This window comes from Psychroserpens luteus (genome assembly GCF_015319355.1).
Taxonomy (GTDB): domain Bacteria; phylum Bacteroidota; class Bacteroidia; order Flavobacteriales; family Flavobacteriaceae; genus Psychroserpens; species Psychroserpens luteus.
On sequence record NZ_JADILU010000005.1, the window covers coordinates 446,824 to 473,600 of the forward strand.

The 26,777-nt window shown below is 32.9% G+C and carries 28 protein-coding genes; 6 read left to right on the forward strand and 22 right to left on the reverse strand.

Annotated features, from left to right (window positions below; translation table 11 throughout):
• Positions 1–32 precede the first annotated feature (32 nt).
• The 17 genes from IM744_RS13960 to pdxA all read right to left on the reverse strand — a co-directional run bounded on the left by IM744_RS13960 (position 33) and on the right by pdxA (position 14,335).
• Positions 33–599: a 4'-phosphopantetheinyl transferase superfamily protein gene (locus tag IM744_RS13960; RefSeq protein WP_194508757.1), complete on the reverse strand. Its 567-nt coding sequence runs from the start codon at positions 597–599 to the stop codon at positions 33–35.
• Entirely contained in the window at positions 596–850 is a 255-nt protein-coding gene (locus IM744_RS13965) for an acyl carrier protein (RefSeq protein ID WP_194508758.1), read from the reverse strand. The genes IM744_RS13960 and IM744_RS13965 overlap by 4 nt, the downstream gene beginning before the upstream one ends.
• A gap of 3 nt (positions 851–853) precedes the next feature.
• Positions 854–2,122 carry a beta-ketoacyl-[acyl-carrier-protein] synthase family protein gene (locus IM744_RS13970; RefSeq protein WP_194508759.1) on the reverse strand — a complete coding sequence of 423 codons (1,269 nt, stop codon included), beginning with the start codon at positions 2,120–2,122 and terminating at the stop codon, positions 854–856.
• 96 nt (positions 2,123–2,218) lie between these two features.
• On the reverse strand, positions 2,219–2,656 hold the full coding sequence (locus tag IM744_RS13975; protein WP_194508760.1) for a 3-hydroxyacyl-ACP dehydratase FabZ family protein: 438 nt from the start codon (positions 2,654–2,656) through the stop codon (positions 2,219–2,221).
• Between the two features lie 118 nt (positions 2,657–2,774).
• A complete protein-coding gene (locus IM744_RS13980; protein ID WP_194508761.1) occupies positions 2,775–3,569 on the reverse strand; it encodes an enoyl-ACP reductase FabI in 795 nt (264 codons plus the stop codon).
• Between the two features lie 291 nt (positions 3,570–3,860).
• Positions 3,861–4,913: a type III polyketide synthase gene (locus IM744_RS13985; protein WP_194508762.1), complete on the reverse strand. Its 1,053-nt coding sequence runs from the start codon at positions 4,911–4,913 to the stop codon at positions 3,861–3,863.
• Position 4,914: 1 nt separating this feature from the next.
• Positions 4,915–5,628, reverse strand: coding sequence for a methyltransferase domain-containing protein (locus IM744_RS13990; protein WP_194508763.1), 714 nt, complete (start codon positions 5,626–5,628; stop codon positions 4,915–4,917).
• Entirely contained in the window at positions 5,625–6,755 is a 1,131-nt protein-coding gene (locus IM744_RS13995; RefSeq protein WP_194508802.1) for an NAD(P)/FAD-dependent oxidoreductase, read from the reverse strand. The genes IM744_RS13990 and IM744_RS13995 overlap by 4 nt, the downstream gene beginning before the upstream one ends.
• Positions 6,756–6,816: 61 nt before the next feature.
• Positions 6,817–7,278 (reverse strand): 3-oxoacyl-ACP synthase, encoded by a 462-nt coding sequence (locus IM744_RS14000; protein WP_194508764.1) that lies wholly within the window; start codon positions 7,276–7,278, stop codon positions 6,817–6,819.
• Entirely contained in the window at positions 7,262–7,969 is a 708-nt protein-coding gene (mtgA, locus tag IM744_RS14005; RefSeq protein WP_194508765.1) for a monofunctional biosynthetic peptidoglycan transglycosylase, read from the reverse strand. The genes IM744_RS14000 and mtgA overlap by 17 nt, the downstream gene beginning before the upstream one ends.
• 7 nt (positions 7,970–7,976) lie before the next feature.
• Entirely contained in the window at positions 7,977–9,083 is a 1,107-nt protein-coding gene (locus IM744_RS14010) for an NAD(P)/FAD-dependent oxidoreductase (RefSeq protein ID WP_194508766.1), read from the reverse strand.
• A gap of 222 nt (positions 9,084–9,305) precedes the next feature.
• A complete protein-coding gene (gene accC, locus IM744_RS14015) occupies positions 9,306–10,658 on the reverse strand; it encodes an acetyl-CoA carboxylase biotin carboxylase subunit (RefSeq protein WP_194508767.1) in 1,353 nt (450 codons plus the stop codon).
• A gap of 76 nt (positions 10,659–10,734) precedes the next feature.
• Positions 10,735–11,220 (reverse strand): acetyl-CoA carboxylase biotin carboxyl carrier protein, encoded by a 486-nt coding sequence (gene accB / locus IM744_RS14020; protein WP_194508768.1) that lies wholly within the window; start codon positions 11,218–11,220, stop codon positions 10,735–10,737.
• Between the two features lie 38 nt (positions 11,221–11,258).
• Positions 11,259–12,254, reverse strand: coding sequence for a beta-ketoacyl-ACP synthase III (locus IM744_RS14025; RefSeq protein WP_194508769.1), 996 nt, complete (start codon positions 12,252–12,254; stop codon positions 11,259–11,261).
• A 179-nt stretch (positions 12,255–12,433) separates the two neighbouring features.
• Positions 12,434–12,637 (reverse strand): 50S ribosomal protein L32, encoded by a 204-nt coding sequence (gene rpmF, locus IM744_RS14030; protein WP_040279531.1) that lies wholly within the window; start codon positions 12,635–12,637, stop codon positions 12,434–12,436.
• A gap of 8 nt (positions 12,638–12,645) precedes the next feature.
• On the reverse strand, positions 12,646–13,188 hold the full coding sequence (locus IM744_RS14035; RefSeq protein WP_194508803.1) for a YceD family protein: 543 nt from the start codon (positions 13,186–13,188) through the stop codon (positions 12,646–12,648).
• 91 nt (positions 13,189–13,279) lie between these two features.
• Positions 13,280–14,335, reverse strand: coding sequence for a 4-hydroxythreonine-4-phosphate dehydrogenase PdxA (gene pdxA / locus IM744_RS14040; protein ID WP_194508770.1), 1,056 nt, complete (start codon positions 14,333–14,335; stop codon positions 13,280–13,282).
• A 60-nt stretch (positions 14,336–14,395) separates the two neighbouring features.
• Between pdxA and IM744_RS14045 the strand changes: the two genes are divergently transcribed.
• Entirely contained in the window at positions 14,396–14,986 is a 591-nt protein-coding gene (locus IM744_RS14045; RefSeq protein ID WP_194508771.1) for a riboflavin synthase, read from the forward strand.
• Here IM744_RS14045 and IM744_RS14050 read toward each other — a convergent pair whose 3' ends face one another.
• The 4 genes from IM744_RS14050 to IM744_RS14065 all read right to left on the reverse strand — a co-directional run bounded on the left by IM744_RS14050 (position 14,987) and on the right by IM744_RS14065 (position 20,119).
• Entirely contained in the window at positions 14,987–15,187 is a 201-nt protein-coding gene (locus IM744_RS14050) for a hypothetical protein (protein ID WP_194508772.1), read from the reverse strand.
• Positions 15,188–15,442: 255 nt separating this feature from the next.
• Entirely contained in the window at positions 15,443–16,192 is a 750-nt protein-coding gene (locus IM744_RS14055) for a LytR/AlgR family response regulator transcription factor (RefSeq protein WP_194508773.1), read from the reverse strand.
• 2 nt (positions 16,193–16,194) lie between these two features.
• Complete coding sequence (locus tag IM744_RS14060) at positions 16,195–19,227, reverse strand: sensor histidine kinase (RefSeq protein ID WP_194508774.1); 3,033 nt, start codon at positions 19,225–19,227, stop codon at positions 16,195–16,197.
• A 148-nt stretch (positions 19,228–19,375) separates the two neighbouring features.
• The gene (locus IM744_RS14065) at positions 19,376–20,119 is read right to left on the reverse strand and encodes a hypothetical protein (RefSeq protein WP_194508775.1); all 744 of its coding nucleotides are present in this window, start codon (positions 20,117–20,119) and stop codon (positions 19,376–19,378) included.
• A gap of 306 nt (positions 20,120–20,425) precedes the next feature.
• Here IM744_RS14065 and IM744_RS14070 point away from each other — a divergent pair, with 306 nt between their 5' ends.
• The 5 genes from IM744_RS14070 to IM744_RS14090 all read left to right on the forward strand — a co-directional run bounded on the left by IM744_RS14070 (position 20,426) and on the right by IM744_RS14090 (position 25,265).
• Positions 20,426–21,916, forward strand: a complete 1,491-nt coding sequence (locus IM744_RS14070) for an AMP-binding protein (protein WP_194508776.1) — start codon at positions 20,426–20,428, stop codon at positions 21,914–21,916.
• 29 nt (positions 21,917–21,945) lie between these two features.
• Complete coding sequence (locus tag IM744_RS14075) at positions 21,946–22,605, forward strand: GNAT family N-acetyltransferase (RefSeq protein ID WP_194508777.1); 660 nt, start codon at positions 21,946–21,948, stop codon at positions 22,603–22,605.
• A gap of 7 nt (positions 22,606–22,612) precedes the next feature.
• Complete coding sequence (locus IM744_RS14080) at positions 22,613–22,855, forward strand: acyl carrier protein (RefSeq protein ID WP_194508778.1); 243 nt, start codon at positions 22,613–22,615, stop codon at positions 22,853–22,855.
• 77 nt (positions 22,856–22,932) lie between these two features.
• A complete protein-coding gene (locus IM744_RS14085) occupies positions 22,933–24,366 on the forward strand; it encodes an MBOAT family O-acyltransferase (RefSeq protein WP_194508779.1) in 1,434 nt (477 codons plus the stop codon).
• Between the two features lie 5 nt (positions 24,367–24,371).
• Positions 24,372–25,265, forward strand: coding sequence for an SGNH/GDSL hydrolase family protein (locus IM744_RS14090; protein ID WP_194508780.1), 894 nt, complete (start codon positions 24,372–24,374; stop codon positions 25,263–25,265).
• Between the two features lie 145 nt (positions 25,266–25,410).
• Here IM744_RS14090 and IM744_RS14095 read toward each other — a convergent pair whose 3' ends face one another.
• On the reverse strand, positions 25,411–26,313 hold the full coding sequence (locus tag IM744_RS14095) for an EcsC family protein (RefSeq protein WP_194508781.1): 903 nt from the start codon (positions 26,311–26,313) through the stop codon (positions 25,411–25,413).
• Between the last annotated feature and the right edge of the window lie 464 nt (positions 26,314–26,777).

Consider the following 26,777-nt stretch of genomic DNA (forward strand, 5'->3'; position numbering starts at 1 on the left):
CTGACTTCGGTTGGTCTGCTTTTTAAATTTATCTAATACACAAAACCAGAAAACCGTCCGCAATGTGTCAATGAAAAAGACATTGGTAGTTTAGAATCATCACAAAATAATTCAGGAACTCCAATCGTCGTTTTTTTAATCTCCAAATCTTGAAGTGGCAATTGTTTCGTTTTAGAAATAGATTTTAGCAATGCTTTTTTCAAGATATCACTTTGAATGTGATGTGATGCTATTTCAGCTTTAAAAACAGAATTCATATTTGTTGTAGACGCACTCAGTGTTGCAATTGTATGCACATAATTTTCAGTAATTGCCGACGTTGTAAAATAATTATTGTCATCTATTCTTATCAATCCTTTATCTTCAGAAATGAGCTCACACACCAATCGTTTCGGATTAAAAAACCGTTCACCAAATTGCTGCACATGAATTTTATAAGCAGCCTCTTTCATACTCCAAAGCAACCATAGCGTTTCATGTTTGTTTTCCGAAGAAAAAATAAGGGCTTGTTCATTTTGAGTGAAGACTTTATCTAAAAACCGAGGACGCTTCCAATTAGAAGCGCTGTATTTTAAATCGACAATATCATTGCCTATCATTTTGCAGCTAGCTTTTCATTTACAATCTCCATGGCAGCTTTTACAGAGATCATTTTCTCCATATCATCGTTTTCGATTCTAATATCAAATTCATCTTCTACATCTAAAATCACATCGACTAGATTGGCAGAATTTATTTTTAAATCATTAATAAAATCTGTATCTTCATTTAGATTTTTAAAAGCCTCTTCATCCTGAATATAGGGCTGAACAATAGTTTTTAATTTGGCAATTAATTCGTCGTTTGTCATAGCTTAATTATATCTTTTAAAGATAACACAACCGTTAACATCACCAAAACCAAAACTTGCTTTTATAGCAATATTTAAGTCGGTTTCTAACTTTTGCGTTACAATTTTTTCTTTTGAAATTAATGTTAAGATTTCAGGGTGCACATCCTCACAATTGATATTTGGAAACACAAATTGTTCTTTCAACTGAAGTACGGTTGCTACAGACTCTATACTTCCTGCTGCAGCCAAACAATGTCCAACCATTGATTTTAAAGAGTTGATATATGGGAAATCATCACCTTTTCTATTTAAAGCCTTAGTCCAGTTTTCAATCTCTAAACCATCTTTTGAGGTTGCTGTTAAATGTCCATTAATAGTATCTATATCATTTGACGAAATATTTGCATTTATAATCGCGTCTTTGATACAACGTTGCACAGCTTCAGCATTTGGAGCTGTCATTGTTCCACCATCACGTTGTCCTCCTGAATTGATATTTCCGCCTAAAACCTCAGCATAAATCGTTGCGTTACGATCTAATGCACTTTCTAGAGATTCTAAAACTAAAGCGCCTGCTCCTGCTCCAGGCACAAAACCAGAAGCAGTTGCACTCATTGGTCTTGACCCTTTTTCTGGCGACTCATTATGTTTGTAAGTCATCACTCGCATGGCATCAAATCCGCCCCAAATATAAGGTCCATCATCACTACAACTTCCTACCAGCATTCGTTTTGCTTGTCCGCTTTTTATGCGATCATAACCCATTAAAATCGCTTCGGTTCCAGTTGTGCATGCTGAAGAATTTGTGGTCACCTGATTACCTAAACCTAGAATTCCACCAAGAAACGCGCTAATTCCGCTAGCCATTGTTTGAACAACAACTGTACTTCCTAAACGTTTTACTTGCTTATCATCGAGTTTATAAATCGCTTCTCTAAATTTTTCTACACCAGAGGTTCCTGTCCCAAAAACGGTTCCGCTATCAAAGTCTAATTTACTATCTGCGTCTACTTCTAATCCAGCATCTTTCCAAGCATCAATTCCAGCCATACAGCCATACAAAATCCCAGAACTATTAAACCCTCTTAACTGCAAAGGTGTTAAATACTCGAGTTTTTGTTCTTCGGAAATTTGCGGAATACCACCAATGCAGCATGAAAAATTTAAGTCTGCTAATTGTTGATGGAACGTAATTCCGGATTCACCATTTTTAATCGCTTTTGAAAACGCTTCGAGCCCTACTCCATTTGGTGCAACGACTCCTAAACCTGTGATGACGACTCTACTCATATCATATTCCTGCGCAGGCAGGAATCTTTTTAATTAAACTAAAACTTTAAACTTTTTATTCATACCTACAAGGTTTTTAAAACCTTGCAGGATAATTTAACCTTTCTGTATCATTCCTGAGATTTTTCCGCGACAAACCAATTCATTCTTCTCATTATATAACTTGACGTTACATTTCAGTTTATTAAAACGAAACACCTCTTTCTCTGAAACCACAGTCACTTTCTCTCCTGGAAAAACAGGAAGAAAAAAATCAACCTGACTTGACGTTAATGCTATTTGCGGATTCCCTTCTGAAAGCTCATCTTTCAGCATATAAATCCCTAAACATACGAGCCCAATTTGTGCCATACATTCTGTTAAAATGACGCCTGGTGTAATTGGATTGTTTTTAAAATGTCCTTTATAGAAATACGCATCTTTACTGAACGTATAATTACCTGTAACACCTTCCGAAGAAATCATGTTTAGTTCATCAACAAACAGAAATGGTTCTTGATATGGTAAAAGGTTTATGATGTCTTTACTTGTCATATTTTGTTTTTGATTGTAGATTCCTGCTTCCGCAGGAATGACAAATCATTTGATTTCTTATTACTTTAAAAAGTAACAGCATTTTCGAGTATGAGATTCCTGCCTTCGTAGGAATTTGCTAACTAATATGTTCGCCTCCATCTACAGGAATCACACAACCATTTATCCAACTCGCCTCGTCTTTTGACAATAGATATACTGCATTTGCGACATCTTCAGGCTGCGTTAATTTTTTAAACGGATTACGTTTTAAGCTGTGTGCTTTTATTTGATCACTTCCCGGAATCATTCGTAATGATGCAGTATCTGTAACGCCTGCTTGTATGCAATTTGCTCTAATCCCAAAAGGCGCAAATTCTAAAGCAATGTTTCTAGAGATGGCTTCTAAAGTTACTTTTGCTGCAGACACTGCTGCGTAATTTTGCCAAGCCTTAGTATTTCCTTCACTTGTAAAACTGATAATTCTAGCATCGTCTGCAAATAGTTTCGCTTCAAAAACAGCTTGCGTCCAATCATACAAACTAATAGCCATCGCATTAATTGTGATATTAAAATCGTCGTTTTTTAACGTGGATTTTTCTTCGGAAATCATCGGTTTCAAATTCCCTTTTGCAACACTATGAACGAGTGTTCTTATTTTACCTTCCGAAGAAAACAATTCTTTTAATTCTGAAATAACTTGCTTTCGTTTTTCAGGTTTAAAGGCATCGAGATTATATGATTTAAACTGAATTCCTTCAGCTTTTATAATGTCAAATTCTGCATTAATGGCATCCTCTTGAGTTCTTGAGTTTCTGTGAATGATACAAATATTCATACCATGTTTGGCTAGCTTTTTTGCTGTTGCTAAACCTAATCCGCTTGAACCTCCTAGAATTAATGCCCAATAGTTTTTATTTTTGAATTCTTCCATTCCTATTCTGTTTACTCAAAAGTCTAAAATAATTATCTTCATTTTTTTCTTGATAAAAAAACGAAGCAAAAAAATCAAAACTGAACATTGTTTTACTAAAAATCTCTTTCACTTTGGCACAAAAATAAAATTCTTATAATTTCAGATTAATTAGTCTAAAATATCACTTCGAACTTATCTAAAAATATTTTGAAAGAAACGATTTTTGTTTAACCCTTCGTTTCAATTCATTTTTTACGTAAAACAATCTTAGGTTGACTAGTTGATTAAAACTACATTATAATTATTAAACTACCATTCTAATAATATACGTTGTGCCGAAAACCCTGGTCCAAAACTGAGCATTAAGCCTCGATCTCCTTTAGGGAGTTTCTTATCCATAAAGCGTTCTAATACATATAGCACAGTTGCGCTACTCATATTCCCATAAAGCTTAAGCACATCTTTAGTGTCATCAATATTTTTACCAAGAGATCCAAATAAGTCTTCAACGGTTTGCACTATTTTCTTTCCACCTGGATGGAAAATCAAATGATCTATATCTTCTATGGTGATATTATTTCGTTCTAAAAACGGATGCACAATCATTGGGAAGTGTTCTGAGATAGTTTCAGGAACTGCTTTATCCAATATCATTTGCAACCCAGTGTTTACTAATTTAAAACCCATCATCGTTTCTGCATCATAAAAATGATACATCGCTTCATCAATTATTTCTGGACCTTCTTCATTGTCGTAAGAGGATAAAATAACACTAGAAGCACCATCACCAAAAATAGCAGCACTCACAATATTAACCATAGAATAATCATCCAATTGAAAAGTTGCTGTTGGAGATTCTACCGCAATTACTGCAGCTCGTTTATTTGGGTTTGCTTTTAAAAAATTCTTTGCATAAATAATCCCAGAGACTCCAGCTGCACATCCCATTTCAGTCACAGGAAGTCTTACAATATCCTGTTTCATATTAAGATTATTAATCAAGTAGGCATCTACAGACGGAATCATAATCCCTGTGCAACTTACAGTAATGATATAATCAATATCTGTTGGTTTTAAGCTGGCTTTATCCAAAGCTTTTACCAAAGATTGCTCTGCTAATTTAACAACTTCACGCGCGTATATATTGTTCTTTTCTTCAAAAGAGGTGTTTGTAAATACTTCTTCGGCATCCATTATAGAATACCGTCTATCTACTCCTGCATTTTCAAAAAGCTTAATCACTTTACGTTTATAACGGTCTTCTTGACCCTCCATCCAAATATTCAAAAACGGAATGATATCCTTAGTCTCTCTTGTATATTTTGGTAACTGTTTTGCTACTGCTGTTATTTTTACGCTCATATTATTTTTGCTTCAAAATCCATTGAAAACGGAAAGCCCATTTCCAACGCAATTGATAGTTTGCATTTAACTGTTGTGATATATCCTCTAATTCGTTGCGTTTAAAACCTCTTAAAACTGAGGTTAATCCGTCTTCTACAATCGTTTTGTTTTTAAAAGTCGTACACAAAAGCTTAAATAAATAATAAGCCAACTTATGCCTATGTAAATCGTTAACCACTATTCCTAACTTGGCTTTTTCTAAAACAGGTTTTAAAAATGTCACCAACGCATCTTCCTTAAAATGATGGAGAAATAAAGTCGTTAATACTAAATCGTATTCTAGATCTTCAAAATCTCTAGAGAAAATATCAATCGCTTTAAATTCAACATTGTTATAGTCTTTCGATAACGACTCCGCATAATTTACAGTATGGTGATTCGCATCAACTCCAATCAGTTTAAATTGATAACCATTTTGTGTTCCAAAACGGGATACGTCTCTCAAAATATCTCCACCACCACAACCTAAATCTATTATTGTAATTGGTTTGCTTTTATCGAGATTATTAAGTGCTTTTTTGAGTCCATTGATGGTAACTATGTTTCCACCTAACCATTGATTGATCTTTGCCAATTTATCTAACGCATCATGAAGTATTGGACCGTTATAGTCTAAATCATCCATGATTTCTTCTTCCTCGCTTCTATATTTTGTACTGACTAACAGACTCATTTGACTTTTATTAATTTTCCATGGGTTCGTTTTATAATATGAGGTAAAATACCAGGAAACCATTTTAGGGCTTGCATCATGACTTCGGAAATTTTAGGTTGATTAAAAAAATCTGCCACAACATGACCAGTTTTTAAACGGGATTTAAATGCTGCGTTCCATTCTCTAAGATACTGCTTTTCTAAGGCTTCTCTGTTAGGAGTTTCCGAATTAAAAAAATCAATAATCAAATCAGATGCTATTTGAGCACTTCTAATTGCCATACTCATCCCGTTGCCACAAAGCGGATGAATCAATGCAGCAGTATCTCCACACATAATGATATGGTTTTCTACTGGCTTTTTATCTTCAAAGGAAATCTGACTAATCGTCAATGGTTTCTCAAAAACTGGAGTTGTCTCACTAAAAATAGCTCTTAAATGCTCATTATTAAAAACTACTTTCTCTTGAAATTCATCAATATCTTTATATTTTTTAAACGATTTAAAATTCGTGATATAACACAAATTAATACTGTCGTCCTCTACTTTAGAAACACCACAATAACCACCTTCAAAATTATGAAGTGCCACTAAATCATTTGGAAAATCACCTTTTACGTGCGTTTTTACCGCTAAATAAGGCGACTTCGTTTTTATGAATTTACGATCAAGCTTTACATCGAGGTTTGCACGTTTACCGTAAGCACCAATAACTATTTTAGCTTTGAATGTTTTTCTGCTTTTTGTTTCTACAGAAAATGAATCATTAGAAAACTGAATATCCTCAACCGTATCCTGAAGCATCTCAACTCCATTTTCAATAGCCTTATTTGCCAAAGCTTCATCTAGACAAAACCTGCTAATCCCAAAACCACCTAAAGGTAAATCTGCTGAAATCAGCTGTCCTTTGGTTGTAGATAGTTGAAATTTATTAATCTTTTTAGCACCTAGTTTAAACACATCAATATCTAAAAACTCTAAGTATGGCAGAACTTCATTAGAGATATATTCACCACAAACCTTATGTTTAGGATAGTTATTTTTCTCAATAACTAAAACCCTCAAATTCTCTTTTGATAAGTGAATTGAGCTAGACAAGCCAGCCAATCCACCTCCAACTATAATAATGTCAAAAGTTGAGGAAATAGTATTCAATGTCGTTTCTAATCTTTTTCTTAAAGATAAGCCGAAATTGATTTAGATTGAATTAGATAACCTTAATAATTTTGAAAACTTGATCTCTAAATTGAATATCATCACCACTCTTTTTCCCTAAGAGCAATTGAGCAATTGGTGTAATCGCAGAAATGGCATAGAACTTATCACTAGATGTTGTTATTTCTCCTGCGCTTACAGCTACAAAATAATTAGCTTGAGTTGTGAAGACAATACTTCCTAGTACAACGATTTCCGAAGTCTCAGAAACATTAATTTTAGTGAGTGCTTGGTTAATTTTTTGAATCTCTGCTAACTGCTGTCCCGCTTTTTCTCTTTCGATATGCAACATAGCGCGACCAGTTTCGTGCTTATCACCTGCAGAACTTTTAGTTTCTGACGTTAATGATTCTTGAATTTCACTAATCGTATTTTGAATCGTTTGTAAGCGATTATCAACAAATGTGAGACATTGGCTATACAAGTCTTGTTTGATATTATTCGTCTTTGTCATCGCGTGTTTGGTAATTTAATGGTCCAAAATAATTCATTTGTTTGACAATCCATGTCTTTCGACCTTCAATATAAGATGTTGCAGGATTGGCTTTATATCTCATTGGGCTTGGTAAAATTGCTGCAATTGCCGAAGCTTGGTATTTAGTTAAACTAGCTGCCGATTTTTTAAACCAATATTGTGATGCAGCTTCTGCCCCATAAATTCCTGGACCCATTTCAATACTATTGAGATAAACTTCCATGATGCGTTCTTTACTCCAAATCAACTCGATTAAGAACGTGAAATAAGTTTCTAAACCTTTACGTAAATAACTACGCTGTGGCCAAAGAAATATGTTTTTTGCGGTTTGCTGACTTATAGAACTTGCACCTTTTAAACGCTTCCCTTTTTTATTGTTTTCGTAAGCTTTTTCAATTGCTTTAACATCAAAACCATGATGTTTTAAAAAGTTTTGGTCTTCACTACAAATCACTGCGAGCTGTAAATTCTTAGAAATATCTTCAATAGCTACCCAATCATGCTCCCAACCTTTTTTACTTTCATCGGTTTGCTCTATATTTTTAATCACCATTAAAGGTGTTATTGGTACAGGAACCCATTTAAAAACAACTACGATGACTATAGAAAACACGAAAAGCCAAAACAAGGTTTTGAACACAAATCTGAAGAAGCGTTTTATAAATTTCATGGTTAAACTATAATAGATTTGCTAAATCTTTTCCAATTAAACTGCCAATAGCAACACCCATTCCGCCAAGACGAACTCCACAATAGACATTATTACTAATTCGTTTTACGATTGGTTTCTTTTGTTGACCAACTCCCATAATCCCGCTCCAACGATGGTCAATTTCGAAAGGTGTGCTTGGTAAAATTGTTGATTTTAAAAGTTCTTCAAGTTTATTTTGAATGAGTTCGGTTTGAGATAACTCTGTAGTTTCTTCACCATTGAAATCTAAGTTTCGACCACCTCCAAAAAGGATTCTATTGTCAATATTTCTAAAATAATAATAACCTTCATCTAAATGAAAAGTGCCTTTAATATGTAAATCCTTTATGGGTTTTGTAATCAACACTTGTGCTCTAGCTGGTTTTACTTCGGAAATATCTAAACTTGAAGCAAATCCATTTGTTGCAATTAATAGCTTTGAAGAAGAAAACTCAAATTGATCTGTTTTTATTTTTACTGAATTCTGTGATTCCGAAAAAGATTCGACAGTAATACTATTTATAATTTTTATACCTGCACTCAATACTAATTGTGTCAATGACACCATCATTTTCCCGGTATCAATTTGACCTTCAAATTGATTAAACCCTAAAGTATTATTACAATTTTGAAAACCAAAAGGATTAGACTTAAAACTAAATACATCTTCTTTAAAAAGTGGTTTTAATAGCGAATTTATATCTTCTTTTTTAGCTTGACATCGCTCTAATAAATCTGTATTAGTAAACAACTCGAAACCTCCAAGCTCCTGATAATCTATTATTGAATCACCTAAAGTTTCTCTCAATAATCGCAAACCATCAATCCGTTTTTTTACGAGATCAAACACGTCTTCTTCTGAGTGTGTTTTAAGATCATCTATAATTTCACTTAAGCTCCCAAAACAAGCAAATCCAGCATTTTTTGTACTTGCACCTTGTGGCAACATTCCTTTTTCTAGAATTAGAATTTTAGATGTAGGAAAACGTTTTTTAAGTTGTAATGCACAATTGAGTCCAACGATACCGCTACCAACAATGGTGTAATCAATATTGGTGAGCCATGATTTTATTTCCCAGTAACTTAAATTCAAAGATGTAGTTTGTTAGGTTATTGAGTAAAAATAGTGATTTTTGGATTGCTAAAACTCAAAAAAGGCGATGTGCTCCTTGGTTTTCACCTCTGTTAAGGATGAAGTGGTTTGTTTGAGCTCCTCGTAGAGAGCGAGCCACGAGAGCCTGACACTTTGGAGCTTTCTGCGGAAAAGGGAAACAGCATAAAAAAACTCCGAAACGTTAATTTCGGAGTTGCTATTTTAATCTTCTTCGATAGGTTGCATTACAAAATCTTCCATAAATTTAGTGGTATAATTTCCCGCTAAATAATCTGGATGATCCATCAACTGCCTATGAAAAGGAATTGTTGTTTTAATACCTTCAATTACGAATTCGTCTAAGGCACGTTTCATTTTATTGATCGCTTCCTCACGAGTTTGCGCAGTGGTAATCAACTTTGCAATCATTGAATCGTAGTTTGGCGGAATCACATAACCTGCGTAAACATGCGTATCTAAACGTACACCATGACCTCCTGGAGCATGCAATGTTGTGATGCGTCCTGGTGATGGTCTAAAATCATTAAAAGGATCCTCTGCATTGATACGACACTCGATAGAATGTAGTTGTGGTAAATAATTTTTTCCTGAAATTGGAACACCTGCAGCTACTAATATTTGCTCTCTAATTAAATCAAAATCAATAACTTGCTCTGTAATTGGATGCTCTACCTGGATACGAGTATTCATTTCCATGAAGTAGAAATTACGGTGTTTATCTACCAAAAATTCTACAGTTCCTGCGCCTTCATATTTAATATATTCGGCAGCTTTAACTGCAGCTTCACCCATTTTTTTACGCAAAGCTTTTGTCATAAAAGGTGACGGAACTTCTTCGGTTAATTTCTGGTGACGTCTTTGTATAGAGCAATCTCTTTCTGATAAATGACAAGCCTTACCTGTTGAATCTCCAACAATTTGAATTTCGATGTGACGTGGCTCTTCAATGAGTTTTTCCATGTACATATCGTCGTTTCCAAAGGCTGCTTTAGATTCTGCTCTTGCAGATTCCCATGCATTTTGTAAGTCTTCTGGTTTCCAAACTGCACGCATTCCTTTTCCACCACCACCTGCAGATGCTTTAAGCATTACTGGATAACCGGTTTCTAGGGCTACTTTTTTGCAATCTTCAAAATCTTCTATAACGCCTTCACTTCCTGGCACACAAGGTACACCTGCTTCAATCATTGTAGATTTTGCATTTGCCTTGTCTCCCATTCTATCAATCATTTCTGGAGATGCACCAATAAATTTGATGTCATGCTCTTCACAGATTTTTGAAAATTTAGCATTTTCTGATAAAAATCCGTATCCAGGATGAATAGCATCAGCATTTGTAATTTCTGCTGCTGCAATGATATTTGATATTTTAAGGTAAGATTCGCTACTTGCAGGAGGACCAATACAAACTGCCTCGTCAGCAAATTTAACATGTAAACTTTCTGCATCTGCTGTAGAATATACAGCTACAGTTTTGATGCCCATTTCTTTACAGGTTCTAATAACACGTAGTGCTATTTCCCCTCTATTAGCTATTAATATTTTTTTAAACATAACTGTTTTGTATTTAAAATTTCAAATCCCAAATTCCTAATAATAAAAGAATTGTATTTTGGAACTTTAAATTTGGTTATGATGGATCAACTAAAAATAATGGTTGATCAAATTCTACTGGAGAAGCATCATCCACTAAAATTTTAACGATTTTTCCTGATACTTCAGATTCGATTTCATTAAATAATTTCATCGCTTCTATAACACAAAGTACGTCACCTTCTCCGATTGAAGTTCCTACTTCAACAAACATAGGTTTGTCTGGAGATGGCTTACGATAAAATGTACCAATGATTGGTGATTTAATAGTTATATATTTTGAATCTTCTGCAGCTGCAGCTACTGCTTCTGCTACTACTGGTGCTACTGCTTGAGCTGCAGCAGGAATTGCTTGAGCTACTGCTTGGTTAACAGGTATTTGTTGAACGTAGGTCGTTGATTCCCCTTTATCATCTCCACCTGTTCTAATGGTAATTTTAATATCATCCATTTCTAATTTAACCTCACTTGCGCCAGATTTGGCTACAAACTTGATTAAGTTCTGAATTTCTTTAATATCCATAATTAATAGTCGTTTTAAATAGTTAGTTAAAAAGTTGGTTATGAATTATAAGCCCATTTAAAATAAATTGAGCCCCAAGTAAATCCGCCACCAAAGGCTGCGAAAATTATCTTGTCATCTTTTTTTAATTGTGATTCGTAATCGTGTAAAAGTAAAGGTAAGGTTGCTGATGTTGTATTTCCATATTTATGAATATTCATCATCACCTTAGCTGGATCTAACGACACTCTATTTGCTGTCGCTTCAATAATTCTTTTATTGGCTTGATGCGCTGCTAACCATGAAATATCATCATTGGTTAAATTGTTTCGTTTCATGATACGCTCTGTAACATCTGCCATATTAAAAACTGCATTTTTAAATACTGTTTTTCCTTCTTGAAATACGTAATGTTTGCCTTCGGCAAATGTATCTGCTGTAATTGGATACGAAGATCCTCCATATGTGGCTTGTAAAAACTCACGTCCTTCTCCATTACTTCTCAATAACTCATCTTGAAGACCTAGACCTTCATGGTTTGGCTCAAACAAAACTGCTCCAGCTCCATCACCAAAGATAATGCATGTTGCTCTATCTTTATAATTGATAAATGATGAATTTTTATCTGCTCCAATAAGTAAGACATTTTTGTATTTTCCAGACTCAATATAACTTGATGCAACAGACATTCCGAAGAGAAAACTAGAACAAGCTGCTTCTAAATCAAACGAAAAAGCATTAGTTGCGCCAATCTCAGTTGCAGTAAAAGCTGCAGTTGAGGCAGCTTTCATATCTGGTGTTGCGGTTGCAACAATTACTAATTCTATGTCTTTAGGATCGATTCCTTTTTTATCAATAAGATTTTGAGCTGCTTTAATTGCTAAAAAGGAAGTTCCTTTTCCTTCTTCTTTAAGAATTCTACGTTCCTTAATACCTGTACGACTGGTAATCCACTCGTCATTTGTATCGACCAAAGTTTCCAATATTTGGTTGGTCAATTTATATTCAGGGACATAGGCTCCTACTCCTGTAATCGCAGCTGTGATTTTACTCATATTAAATTTTTAATATCAACTCAAAAAAAGAGGAAATTTGCAAAAAAAAGATGAATTTTTAATGAATTTACTAATTCCTGGCCGATTAACGTGCAAATTAAGGTTTTTTTAGACTCTGAAAAATTAAACATAAAAAAAACGCCCAAGAATGAGCGTTTTATTATATGCATGCATAATACTTATGCTAAATTTTCTTCTTTTTCAGAGTTGTCAATCAATACTTGACCTCTGTAATACAGTTTACCTTCGTGCCAATGAGCTCTATGATAAAGGTGTGCTTCTCCTGTAGTAGGACAAGTAGCTATAGTAGGAACAGACGCTTTATAGTGTGTTCTTCTTTTATCTCTTCTTGTTTTCGATATTTTTCTCTTAGGATGTGCCATTTTATATGTTATTTATCCGTTAATAGTTTTTTTAATGTATTCCAACGAGGATCTGTTTCCTCTGATGTTTCTTCTTTTTCGCCTAAACTTTTAGGACTTAATTCTTCTAACTTTTTAAGTATGTCTGAATCTAATGTTCCATCCTCAACTCCTGGATGAATTCTCTTTGCTGGCATTGATAATATGATTAACTCATATATATATTGTGCAACATTAAGTTCGTATTCTCCATGAGGAATGATTAGTATATCTTCAAATTCATCATTATAATCGTCTCCAAACTTCACTATTAATTTAAACTTACCTTCAACAACTTGGTCATAAGGCTCATTAGTGATGTCACAGTCTACATTTACACTGCCTGAAATTTCAAAATATAATTCTAAAAACGTTGTTTTCTTTTCAAAAACCAAATCTGCTTTTATATCTACATCATTAAAATCATCATACTCAAAATACTCAAAGAACTTTTTATCAATCTGATAATCAAAATGGTGCTTTTCAGCTTTAAGACCAATAAATGGTATTGTAAATTCCTTTAAGGGCTTCATCATCGCATTCATTTTGAGCCTGCAAATATATAAATATTAATTAATTAAACTATGGTTATAAACAAAAAATGTTCATAACCTATTAATCTCTTTATCTTGATGATTTTTCTAAACGTTTAGGCGACTTTTTTAAAGGGTTTTTAGAGTACTCATTATATTCTTGTCTATTCTTAAAAATCTCTATAGCTTTAAATACAGCTTCTTTAAACGAACCGTTATCTGCTTCACCTTTTCCTGCAATTTCAAATGCAGTACCATGATCTGGCGATGTTCTTACTTTACTTAGTCCAGCAGTATAATTTACACCATGACCAAAAGCTATTGTTTTAAAAGGAATTAAGCCTTGATCGTGGTAAGACGCTATTATAGCATCAAAGTTTTTATAGTTTCCTGAACCAAAAAAGCTGTCTGCAGAATATGGTCCATACACCATTTTATCTTTTATAGCTTCTAATGTTGGTCTCAAAACAGCATCATCTTCTTCACCAATCACTCCATTATCTCCTGCATGTGGATTAATGCCTAACACTGCAATTTTAGGTTTTCTAATTCTGAAATCTTGTACTAGAGATTTATAAACGGTATTAATCTTTTCATTAATAAGCTCTTCAGTAATTTGACTTGGCACATCTTTTACAGGCACATGATCTGTAAGCAAACCAACTTTTAAAGTGTCTGTGACCATGAACATTAAACTTTTTCCACCTAATTTTTCAGCTAAATAATTGGTATGTCCTGGAAATTTAAAACTATCTGATTGGATATTATGTTTATTAATTGGTGCAGTAACCAAAACATCAATGGCATCATTTTTTAAAGCATTTGTTGCTGCCTCTAATGATTTAACTGAATATTCTCCAATCTTAACATCTTCTTCGCCAAAATTAATATTGACATTCTCTTTCCAAACGTTAACTACATTTATTTTTCCATCAACAATTTGATCTGTATGATTGATGCCATGAAAATTCACACTACTATTAAAGTGTTTTTTGAAAAAAGACATGGTTTTGATCGAACTAAAAATCACAGGTGTACAAAACTCTAACATTCTATTGTCTTCAAAAGTTTTGAGTATAATTTCAGATCCAATTCCATTAAGGTCTCCTATTGAAATCCCTAATTTTATTTTTTTATCTTTTTCCATATAGAATATATCAATTGTACGTAATTTTATACTTGCAAATTTAACCAATTATTCGACACTATGTTTACAGGTATTATTGAAGATTTAGGGATTGTTACAAAGCTTGATAAAGAACAAGATAATTTACATGTAGCTGTTAAAAGTACTATTACTCACGAATTAAAAATTGATCAAAGCGTTGCTCACAATGGAATTTGCTTAACTGTTGTCGCTATTTCTGAAGATAATTACACGGTTACAGCCATTAAAGAAACCATTGATAAAACTAATATTGGTGATTTAAAAGTTGGAGATATTATAAACTTAGAGCGTGCAATGAAACTAGGTGATCGCTTAGATGGACATATTGTGCAAGGTCATGTTGATCAAATTGGGATTTGTGAAAGCATCAAAGAAGAAAATGGAAGTTGGTTATTTACCTTCAACTACGATATTACGCTAGGTAATGTTACTATTGAAAAAGGTTCTGCAACTGTGAATGGTGTGAGTTTAACAGTAGTTAACTCTGGAAAAAACAATTTTAGTGTTGCAATAATTCCTTACACATACGAGCATACCAATTTTAAGCACTTAAAAAAGGGTTCTAAAATAAATTTAGAATTTGATGTTTTGGGAAAATATATACAAAAACTCTACGAAAACAGACTATAATTATTCTTTAGAATTCTGGATGGTCTTCTTTATTCCGAAGTAAGCACCAACAACCAAAGCCAAAGTAGTAAACCCATCAATAGGTAAACCTGGAGGTGGTGGAGGCATAGGTGGTGGCGGATCGCCTCCTTGTGCAGCACATACAAAACTTATTAAAACAAATAAGATCGAGGCTAAGATTTTCTTATTTTGTATTCTCATTATGGTGTAAATGTATAAAAAAAAAGGTCTCAACAAAATTAAATAGCAAAAAAACATCCATAAAACGCAAAAATAATCGATGAAAGGTAGGATTTCAGCGTTTTACGTTAAATCTATATTAAAATCAAATATATGATTTTTTGCGATAATCTAAAGAATTTCAACATTTTTTTAGTTTTAATTAATTGTTACTAGGCTGATTAGATTCAAAATATTTACGTAATAAATATGTTTTGGGTTTTTAAAACATTTTTTTTAACGATGCATTTGATCTAATATTTCAATAACTTCTGCCTTTTTTCTTACAGATACAGGAACATTCTCTCCATTTTTAAGCATCAAATAACCTCCATCAGTTTTTATAAAAGCACTTATATATTGTAAGTTTATCAAATGACTCTGATGAATACGTAAAAACCCTGTTGGCTTAAGTAAGTCTGCAAAATATTTTAAAGTTTTAGTTACAAAAACCTTTTTACCATCTTGAAGGTGAAACATCGTGTTATTACTATCAGACTCACAACGTACAATATCATCTAAATTGACAATAATAATTTTATCAAGCGTATGCAATGATATTCTATCTGGTTTTTTATCTGGAGCAGTTAAGGTGTCTTTCAAAATGGTTAAACGCTCCTTGTTAGGCTGTATTTGTTGCTTTGCACGTTCTATAGCATCTGCCAATTCATTATGAGCATAAGGTTTTAATACATAATCTATTGCTGCAAATTTGAATGCTTTTATAGCAAACTCATCACTTGCTGTGACGAAAATGATTTTCGATTTTAACTCCGGAAAAATCTCTAACACGTCAAATCCAGTACCATCTCCCAGCATAATGTCCAAGAATAATATGTCTGGCTGTACCTTGCGAAGAACTTTAGCTGCTTCTACAACACTTTGCGCTGTATTAATAATTTTTATGTCTGGATGATGGATTTCTATGTCGCTTTTTAAAAGCTCCATTGCGTCCTTCATATCTTCTACTATGATTGCTGTTAGCATAATTAATAATCTGTTTCTAATGGGATTTTAAATACAATGGTCGTGCCACCAATACTGCCATCCTTTAATTTTATTTCTGTCATTTCCAAAGCATTTGCGCCAGAGATAGATTCTAGTCGTTCCTTGGTCACCGTTAATGCCATAGATTGGTGATCTGTTTTTGGTTTTTGTTGCTGTGAACTAAAAATTCCAACACCGTTATCTATGATAGTCACTTTTAAAAAGTCGTCGTTATTTGTAAATTCTATTATTAGCTCACCTTCTCGTGGTCCTTTTAAAATACCATGTCTAATCGCGTTTTCCACAAAAGGTTGAATTAACATTGGCGGAATTAAAATTTCTTCGGCATCTAAATCTGTTTTTAAATCGATTTTATACTCAAACGGTTTCTCTACCATTAAGCGCTCTACCTCTATATAATGACGAATCGTTTTTATTTCTTGATCTAAACTTATCGTATCTTTTCTAGAATTCACCAACGTTTCTCGTAACAACGTCGCAAAGCTATTAACCGTTTCATTCATTTTCTCTGGCTTTGTTGGAGCCATCGCTTTTATGCCATTGAGGACATTGAAAATAAAATGCGGATTCATTTGCAAACGCAACGCCTTTTGCTCCAAGGTCAGCAAATGATTCTCTAATTCTAGTCTTTTTTTATCTTCGGAATTTCTCCGTTTCAAACGCTTAATATATTGATACACTAAAAAGGCAAGTACTAAAATCGCAACTCCAATTAGCAACCATTGAAACCATGGTTTTTTATGCAACGGACTTTCAATAAAAAACGAAAACTTAAGCGGTTCACTCTCCTTCCAACGATGGTTTCTCGACTGCACATAAAAGTCATGAGCTCCAAAATTAAGCTCTGGTAAATCCTGAATATTATTTTTTGACCAAGGACTCCAATCATTATCATTTAATTTATAACGGTATTCCACTCCGTTTGGGTGGTCTAAATCCACTGTTTTAAATGAAAAACTCATTTGTTTTTGATCAGGACTCAGTTTTAAAATATTTTTAGAATTCGTCCAAACCGAAAAATCAAGAGAATCTATGCTTTGGAACTCCACTTTAACGTCCTCTAAAAAGAGTTTGGGTTTTTCGGTATCTTGAATAATATCTGTTGGCTGGTATTCTGTCAATCCAAAAAGCGCTCCAAACCATAAATGACCATTATCATCTTTATCAACTGCATTTAAACACGTTTCTATTCCTAGAAATCCGTCATTTCTTCCGAAGAAAAAAGCATCTTTTATAATATTATCTTTATCTAATTCTAGTTTATCAACACCACGCTCTGTTCCAACCCAAAGATAATCTTGGTCATCAAAAATGAGTTGATATATGTTTTCTGAAGCCCCTTTTTTTACACCTTCTAATTTCTTAAACGAGCTGAAATTTTCGTCATTAGACCACCAAACCCCTTTTCCTGCTGTACCCAAATAAAGGGTTTCGTTTTTAAAAACTATAGAGTTGATCTGCACATTTTGCTCTAAAATGCGACCTAAATGTGTGACTTTGTCATTAAAAACATACCCTAAATGACCATTTTTGGTCGCATACCATAAACGGTTTTCATTGTCTTTGACCATGTCCATAATATAAAGGTCTTCAATACCATCTGCTTTTGCATAGGTTTTATATACTTTTAAACTATCTATTTTAGGACTGTAATTAAATTTCACAATTCCGCTAGAATACGTTGCTGCGTAAATAACATTATTAGAAACCTGTATTTTTCTAATCCAATCAAATGGAAACCCATTATCTGTGCTAAGAACTTTGGTAACTTTTATTTCCTTAGGAAGTTTAACCGTTGTCTTTAAAATGGTATCAATTACGATAGAGTCTCTAATGGTTTTTCCTTTAAAAAGCACACCTCTACCATCTGATCCAGCCCAAATATTACCACTATTATCACTAGCAATAGTTTTAATTTTTACTTCGGAAAACGCTTCGGGAATATCAATATCATGAACACCATAATTATCAATTTTGATCAAGCCAGCTTCAGAATTTGAAATCCATATGGCTTTGTTGCTATGATGAACTGCATAGACGCGATTTCCGTTGAGGCCTGTTTCAGTATTAAAATGTTTAAAACTATTCTGAAAATATTTGTACAATCCGCCTCCTGAAGTCGCAATCCAAATATTAGATTGTTTGTCTTTAAAAACTTGTTTCACAACAGGAACAGACAAACCGTTGCTTGTATTAAGAACCAAATTTTCTGACCACGATTTTGTGTCTATTACAGAAACACCGTCATTTTGCGTTCCAATCCAAAGTTGATTATTTATAAGCGTGGCACTATTAATCCTGAGTGGTTCTCTAATTAGTATTTGGTCATCAAATTCTCGAGAATCAAATACTATGGTTCCATCATTAAATGTTGATGCTATCATTTTATTCTCGAAACCAACAATCGTTTTGAAATCACCTTTTTCTAGTTTTTCAATATGTTTTGGAGACGATATTTGACCATCAAATTTCCAAAGGCCATTTTGAGTTGCTACCCAAAAATTATTATCAAAATGAATCAAGTCATTAACTATAAAATCATCTATCTCTGGATCAAGATTTATTTTATTTACTACACCTATTTTATCAACTGAGTAAACTCCTTTTGCAGTAAGCAATATCATTTGCCCTTTAAACGAATAGATCTTATTAACGTCTGGAGTTTCAATATTTAGGAACTTTTGTTTTAGCTTAATCGAGAGTCCGCGTTTGGTTCCTATATATAAGGTGTCGTTTTGAGATTGGATTGCGTTTATGTAATTTGATGCTATTCCGTTGGTTTCATTATAGACCTTGAAAATTTTTCCATCAAAACGAGCTAATCCACCACCTTGAGTCCCCAACCATAGATACCCTTTTTCATCTTGAGTTATGGCATAAACTTGAGATTGCGGTAAGCCATCTTCTAAGGTTAATGACTGTAGCTGCTTGTTTTGAGCATTTGTTGCGTATTGGTTTCCGAAGAAAATTCCGAAGAAAAAAAGAAAGAGATTATATATTATTTTAGGTTTCAATATGGAATTCTTTTGCACTTGCAACTTACAATTTTGAACGCATTTTTTATACTTCTAGTATTTCTATTTTCTGTTTCATTAAAAAGCGCTGCACTCATAAAGAGATACAGCGCTAAAAACAATCACTAAACATCAATTAACTAACTTTTTATTTGTTTTCAAATTCGCAGGATACTGCATAATTTTCTTGTTGTAATTCTATTTTTTGCAAAGCTACCAAGGTTGTTGTTTGCATCAATTTATCGTTTTTAAACACAATGTAAGAATTGCTACTTGTAACGTCACAGCTTTCGCTATCTGGATTGCAAAGTGTAATCACATCTGTACCATATTTATTGTCTTGTTTGTTGATAATGCTCACTAAATCGTGGTTTAAAGACTCTGATTTTACATAGATTTTATCTATTTCTTGTCCGTTTTTTACAGCTCTAATTTGGAAACGCTTATAACCTTTGTAATCTACTCCTGCTTCTCCAAACACAAATTTAATTTCTGGATTCATTTGGCTTACCATTGTTTTTTGTGAGATGAGTCCTCCCCAAATCCAACCTACTTGTGGCCCCATTTTTATCTTGTAAAATCTACTGGTTATACCATTAATGGTTTGTGCGATTTCGCTTTTTGCCAATAATCTTACATTGGTTCCAATTTTTAGAGTTGTTAATTTTTCACATTGTACAGAAGCACAATCTCTAAGTGCAACATCATTTCCTAAAAGGTATTGTGATGCTTTTGCTGCAGAATTGGTATAGACATCAAATTCTACTTCTTTATTTTGAGCGTAAATATCTGACGCAAAAAATAACATTGCTAAAATCATTACTGCTTGAAAGAGTTTAGATGCTCTTGTTTGTGTTTTGTTTTCGTTTTGGGTGTTCTTTAAAGTTCTCATAATATTTTTGTTTTTGGGTTATACTATTTGTTTGATACTCCAAAGATATATTGAGTCTTAGGTAAAATTTGGACGCTTCTAGAATTCGTAAGGAAGTGTTTAGAATTCGTTTGAAAAGGAGACATGAAGACCATGATTATAATAAAACCCACAGATAATCGAGTTTTTAAGCTTGATCTATTTCGTTCAACTGATATTTTAATGTTTAGTCGACTGTTTTTTAAAAAAATTGTTTATTATTTTTAAAATGCCTTATTTTGGTGTTAATCATTTACTTATACTTCCTTTTAAACTAAACCTACTTTAATGTTCAGTAAAAATATTATTCAAAGATTCGCTACAATGGCATCTCAGTTTTCTGATCGCAATGCGTTTTGTATCAATGAAACACATTACACTTATGGCGACTTTTGGACGTTAGTTTCTAAAATAAGAACACTCTTAAATACACTTGATTTAGTAGACCAAAAAATTGGACTTGTTGTTAATGATGATCTAGAAACGTACGCCTCTATTTTCGCTATTTGGATGCAAGGTATGGGCTATGTGCCACTACATCCAAAATATCCTATTGAACGTAATTTAGATATTGTTAATCAAGCAGATTTGAAAAAGGTTTTAGACTCTAGTCTCAATAGTGGATATGATAGTTCTCTTGTCGTTAAAACAATTGAATGTGAAACGTTAGAATTAACTACTGAGATTTTAAAAATCTCAGATGACTCTTTAGCTTATATTTTATTTACTTCTGGTAGCACAGGGAAACCAAAAGGTGTTCAAATATCATTTAAAAATTTAGACAGCTTTGTAAGTGCTTTTTTAGATACTGGCTTTGAATTAGACCATACTGATAAATGCTTGCAATGTTTTGATTTAACATTTGATGTTTCAGTACAATCGTTTTTAATTCCACTTATTCATGGAGCAAGTGTTTACACAATACCTCATGACCAAATAAAGTATAGCTATGTGTTTGGACTACTAGATGATCATGAATTGACATTTGGTGTCTTTGCTCCAAGTATGATTAGATTATTAAAACCTTATTTTGAAGAAATTGATTTAAAAAAATTAAGGTATTGTATTCTTACTGCCGAAGCCTCACCTGTTGATTTGGTCAAGGAATGGGCTGAATGTATTCCTAATGCCCAAATTTTTAATTTTTATGGCCCAACTGAAGCAACTATTTATTGTGTGTATTATGAGGTTAAAGTAAATGAAACGATAAAAGACGCCAACGGGATGCTCGCCATTGGTAAGCCTTTTAAAGGGTTAGAGACTATCATACTTGATGAAAACTTACAAGTTGTTGAAAAAGGAAACAAAGGAGAACTATATGTTTCTGGTAATCAAGTTACGAGTGGTTATTGGAAAAACCCTGAGCGTAATGAAGAAGCATTTATTATACTCGACTATAACGGTGAATCTAAGAAATTCTATAAAACAGGGGATTTGTGCTTAGAGGATAAGGATAATGATCTCCTCTATTTCGGTCGACTTGATAATCAGGTTAAAATACAAGGGTTTAGAATTGAATTGGGTGAAATTGAATTTCATGCTAGAGCATCTATTGGTGGTAAAAACGCTGTCGCTTTTATATATCAAGGTCAAACAGGAGGTAATGAAATTGCCCTATGTTTAGAAATAGATAATCTAGATAAAGATGCCATTTTGAATTCATTAAAAGCTATATTGCCATCGTATATGGTACCTTCTAAGGTTTATAATCTTGAGAAATTTCCTTTAAATACAAGTGATAAAGTTGATAGAAAGCAAGTGATAAATTTGTTTGTGTAATGATATACGGTTTTAAAAAGTAAGAAATGATGAGTGATTTTATTATAAGAGCTGCTACAGTCAATGATGCGCCTTTTTTAGCTGAAACCATTATAGAGGCTGAAAAAAGTGGTACAGATAAATTATCCTATTCTACAATATTTGGCTTATCAGAAGAAGATGTGCGTAAATACCTTATTGAGATCCTTGAAGAAGAAATTGATGGTTGTGAATTATCGGTGTCAAGTTTTATAGTAGCAGAATCTAATGGTAGAGTTGCTGCTGCATTAAGTGCTTGGGTTGAAGGTACGGAGGATGTTCCATCAACTCTAATCAAAGGTAATTTACTTAATTACACACTGCCCAAAGAATGCATTGAAAGAGCAATGAGTCTCAATAAAATGATTAGGGAATTACATGTTGAATATTTACCAAAAACTATTCAAATAGGAGCTGGCTATGTGGCAAAAGAGTTTCGTGGCAATAGACTTCTTGGCATACTGAATAAAGAGATCATCACAAGATTATTAAATGAAAACACAGATGTAAATAGTGTTTGGGCACAAATTTTTAGCTGTAACGTTCCTTCTTTAAAAACTTATGAAAAAGCTGGATTTAAAGTTGTGGGCACTAAAGAATCAACAAAAACAGAGATAGAAAACTATTTACCTTCAAACAAAAAATACATACTAACAAAAAACTATAAATGATAAAAATATGGACAAACCAGAATTGATTGACAGATTAACTACAATATTTCGAGCTACTTTTGATGCGGATTCATTGGTTTTAACAGATGAATTAACTGCTAATGATGTTGATAATTGGGATTCTCTCACCCATATGATTTTAATTTCTGAAATTGAAAAAGGCTTGGATATTAAGTTTAAATTAAAAGAACTTAATAAAATGAAAAATGTTGGTGCCTTAATTGAAATTATTACTTCAAAAATCAATTAGTGTTCAAACCCGAATAGAGGATATTATTTTTAAATAGTTATTACACCTATTATATATTTCAATAAGTTTCTTAATACATGGTATTTACATCGCTTAATTTTTTACTGTTTTTTCCAGCTGTAATTCTTCTATTTTATATCACTCCCATAAAATATAGATGGGCAACTTTATTGATAGCGAGTTATTTCTTTTATTTAAATATTGAGCCTGTATTTGGTTTACTAACTGCTATAATAACGCTATCTACTTATTTTTTTACACGATTAATTGACAAAGTCAATGATGACAAAACGAAGAGTAAATACATGTATCTCAATATCGCTATTGTTTTGCTGCCATTGTTTTTCTTTAAGTACTTTACAGCAATAAATGATGGGATATTTAACATACTTGACCTCTATGAAATACGATGGGTATTACCAAAAATCACGTTTCTTCTTCCCGTTGGGATCTCTTTCTACACGTTTATGGCTATTGGGTATACAATAGATGTTTATAATGAAGAGGTAGAAGCTGAAAAGAATATTGGAATTGTAGCTTTGTTTATTTCATTTTTCCCATTAATACTCTCTGGTCCAATTGAACGTGCTAAAAACATGATTCCTCAGTTTAAATCAGACTTAAAATTAAATCCCGCTAATTTTTCTATTGGCTTAAAATTGATGCTTTGGGGTTATTTTATGAAACTAGTCGTTGCAGATCGCTTGGCTATTTATGTAGATGCAGTTTATGGCAATTTAGCGCATCATAATGGTGATACTATTTTATTTACATCCTTATTATATCCCATACAAGTTTATGCTGATTTAGGTGGTTACTCATTAATTGCTATAGGTGTCTCTAAAATATTAGGATTAGATGTCATGCATAACTTTAACCGACCGTTTTTTGCTACATCAATGGCAGAGTTTTGGAGGCGTTGGCATATGTCGTTAATTACTTGGCTTACAGATTATGTGTACACACCTTTAGCTTTTAGTTTTAGGAGGTACGGTGTATCTGGTATTGTACTTGCATTAATGGTTACTTTCGTTCTAAGTGGTGTATGGCATGGTGCAACTCTAAACTTTGTCGTTTGGGGTGTGCTTCAAGGTGTTTTTTTAAGTATTGAAGCATTAATGAATAAAAGAAAAACAAAAATGGAAAATAGATATAGCTTAAAATCTAATTTTCTTTATGTGGCTTTTTCAATTGGGTTAACTTATTTTCTATTTTCAATATCTCAAGTATTTGGTAGAGCTGTAACTTTTGAAGATTCTATAATCGTTTTTGAAAAAGTAATACTAGAAAGAGGTAGTCTTTTTCTAGACAAAACAACTTTAGCTTATGCTTCTATTGGGATTTTCATGTTGCTATTAAGTGATTTTAGAGATGAGTATTTCCCTAAAAAAATGCTACTATTTAATAATAAACACTTTGTGATTAGATTAGGTTCATACCTCTGTGTGGCATTATTAATACTATGGATTGGGATTTTAAATGGTGGTCAATTTATTTATTTTAAATTTTAAATTTCATGAAAATATTTATCGGAAAGTTATTAGTGTTTCTAGTACTGCTTTTTGCTGCAGATTACCTCTTAGGAAGCATCATTAGCGATTTTCATTTAGAAACTAAAAACATTAATCTGCAAAACACAAATTATGGTTTTGTTAATTATAATAATGATGATATTCTATTCTTTGGAGCTTCAGAAGTATCTCATAGTTTTATAAGCAATAAAGTTACCAAAGAAACAGGGTTATCAAGTTATAATCTAGCCTCAGATGGCTGTGGTATTTATTATCAATATCCATTACTTGAAACCGTTTTAGAAAAACATACACCAAAAGTCATTTTAATAAGCGCTTACCAATTAACTCAAGAAGGATCTGAGTATTTAACACGAATGTATCCTTATTATAATAACAATGAACACGTCAAAGAAGTTGTAGATGAATTACATCCTAGAGAGGCTGTAAAACTTGCATTACAAGGTTATGTTTATAATTCTCAAATCATAAGAATTTTTGATGGCAGAAGCGGTAATTCAAACGGTTACGTACCATTACCTTCAATAAGTGAACTCACTGAAATTCAAAAGTCTATAAACTTACCCGAAGGTGAAGTCTATGAAATTTCTGATGATACTAAATTTTATTTTGTGAAATTTCTAGAAAGAGCTGTTTCTAGTGGAGCAACCGTTTACGTTTATGTTCCTCCAATATTAGAGAAAGTAAATCAACCTTATTTAAATGCTGTTAAATCAATAGCAAATGATACTGGAGCAAAATTAATAGATTTTTCTACTGATTATTCATTACTCAATCGCAAAGAACTCTTTAATGATAAAATTCATTTAAATCATGAAGGTGCTGAAGTTTTAATGGATAAATTTATTGAAGTCCTTAAAAAGGATGGTGTTTACTAGACTTCTCATAACGCCTACAAGATAAGCTTCTCGCGCCAAAATATTTATAAACATAAAACTTCAAAAAGAAGAATTTAAGTGTAGTTTTTATTAAGCACCAACCAAAAACCACAGATCATAGTATACAAAAGACTAAATCTTTTATTTAGCTCTTAATCACTTTTGAAATCACAATGTTTTCATAAGCTAACTTCACAATAGCTTCACCATAATTACGCTCTAAACGTTTTATGGTAAAATGTGCAGTTGCCATTTTTTGAAAATGATCTACAAATACATAATTTAAACTTCCGCCTCCAATGGCACCAACGATAGGTAAAGCTTGTGCTAAAAATTTCTCACTGATTAAAAGACTTAATCTCGTCGCTATTTTAGAAACAAAATTACTCAACGCACCAGATCCTAAAGTGCTTGCGCCTTTTACTAAAGTTTCTAATCCAACTTTTAAACCAGCTGCAGACACATTGTTCAATGCCGAATTTATTGCAATACGTGTTGTATAATAACTCGTTTCTAGCCCATCATCATCTTTAGAATCGCCTCCTAAAGCAAACACTTCAAGACATGCCATTTGACCTTCAAGTGTATAAATATCTTCACCTTCGCTTCTTGCAATATCCATAATGGTACGCATTAAAAACTTAGTAGTGATTGTTAATTCTGAAGCAAAAATGGCTGTTCCAAAACCTGTGGTGGCTCCAAAAAAACCACTAAGTGCTCCACTACCAGTTACAATACTTTTGTAAGTTACTTTTGATGGCTTTTTAAAAGTTTTGTTTTTTTGTATAGTGAATAAGTTGGCTTTAATAATTTTCAACAACGCTTTTTGCGTCAAGCTTTGTATTTTATCCACTATTTTTTCTGGAATAAAAGTCATCCCAGTTTCTACAGTATCACCAATTTTATTGACGTTACGCATAGCCCAACTAATATTTAGCATGTTAGATTTTGCTTGCTTTAAAGCCTCTAAATCTTCTGGTGTTATGGGATTTGTGGTTAATTTCAATTGTATGAGTTGTGTTTTAATATTGAAAACGTCTTGTTTCAATAGTATTTGTCGTTCAACATCTAGATTTGTTACAAAAACGCGAGCGTAAGAACTAATCAATAGTTATTGCTCAAAAATAATTAAGTTTTTCTATTCATAGCTTATAGAGGTCTCTGATTAAAAACGAAAATTAGAGTTATTGCGTCTTAAGGTGACGTATATAGATAGCAAAAAGATTGGTCGTGAAAATTAAAGATCTACATCTCTATTTTAAAATCATCTCTTTGAATGTCAAAATGGAGCTAAATATCATACTCCGCAACAAATCGTTCATTCATGGAAATCAAAGATTTACTATCTTAGCGTTATAATGTGGATATAGACTATAGCGTATATCCCATTGTTGTCAGCCATTGCTTATAGCGGAAGGATTCGTTTTTTTAAAGGTGTATGGAAAAAATAAGGAGTTCTTTTTTGTATTGGTGAAAGACCCGCCTTTTTTAAGGGGATTTCCGACCAAGTAT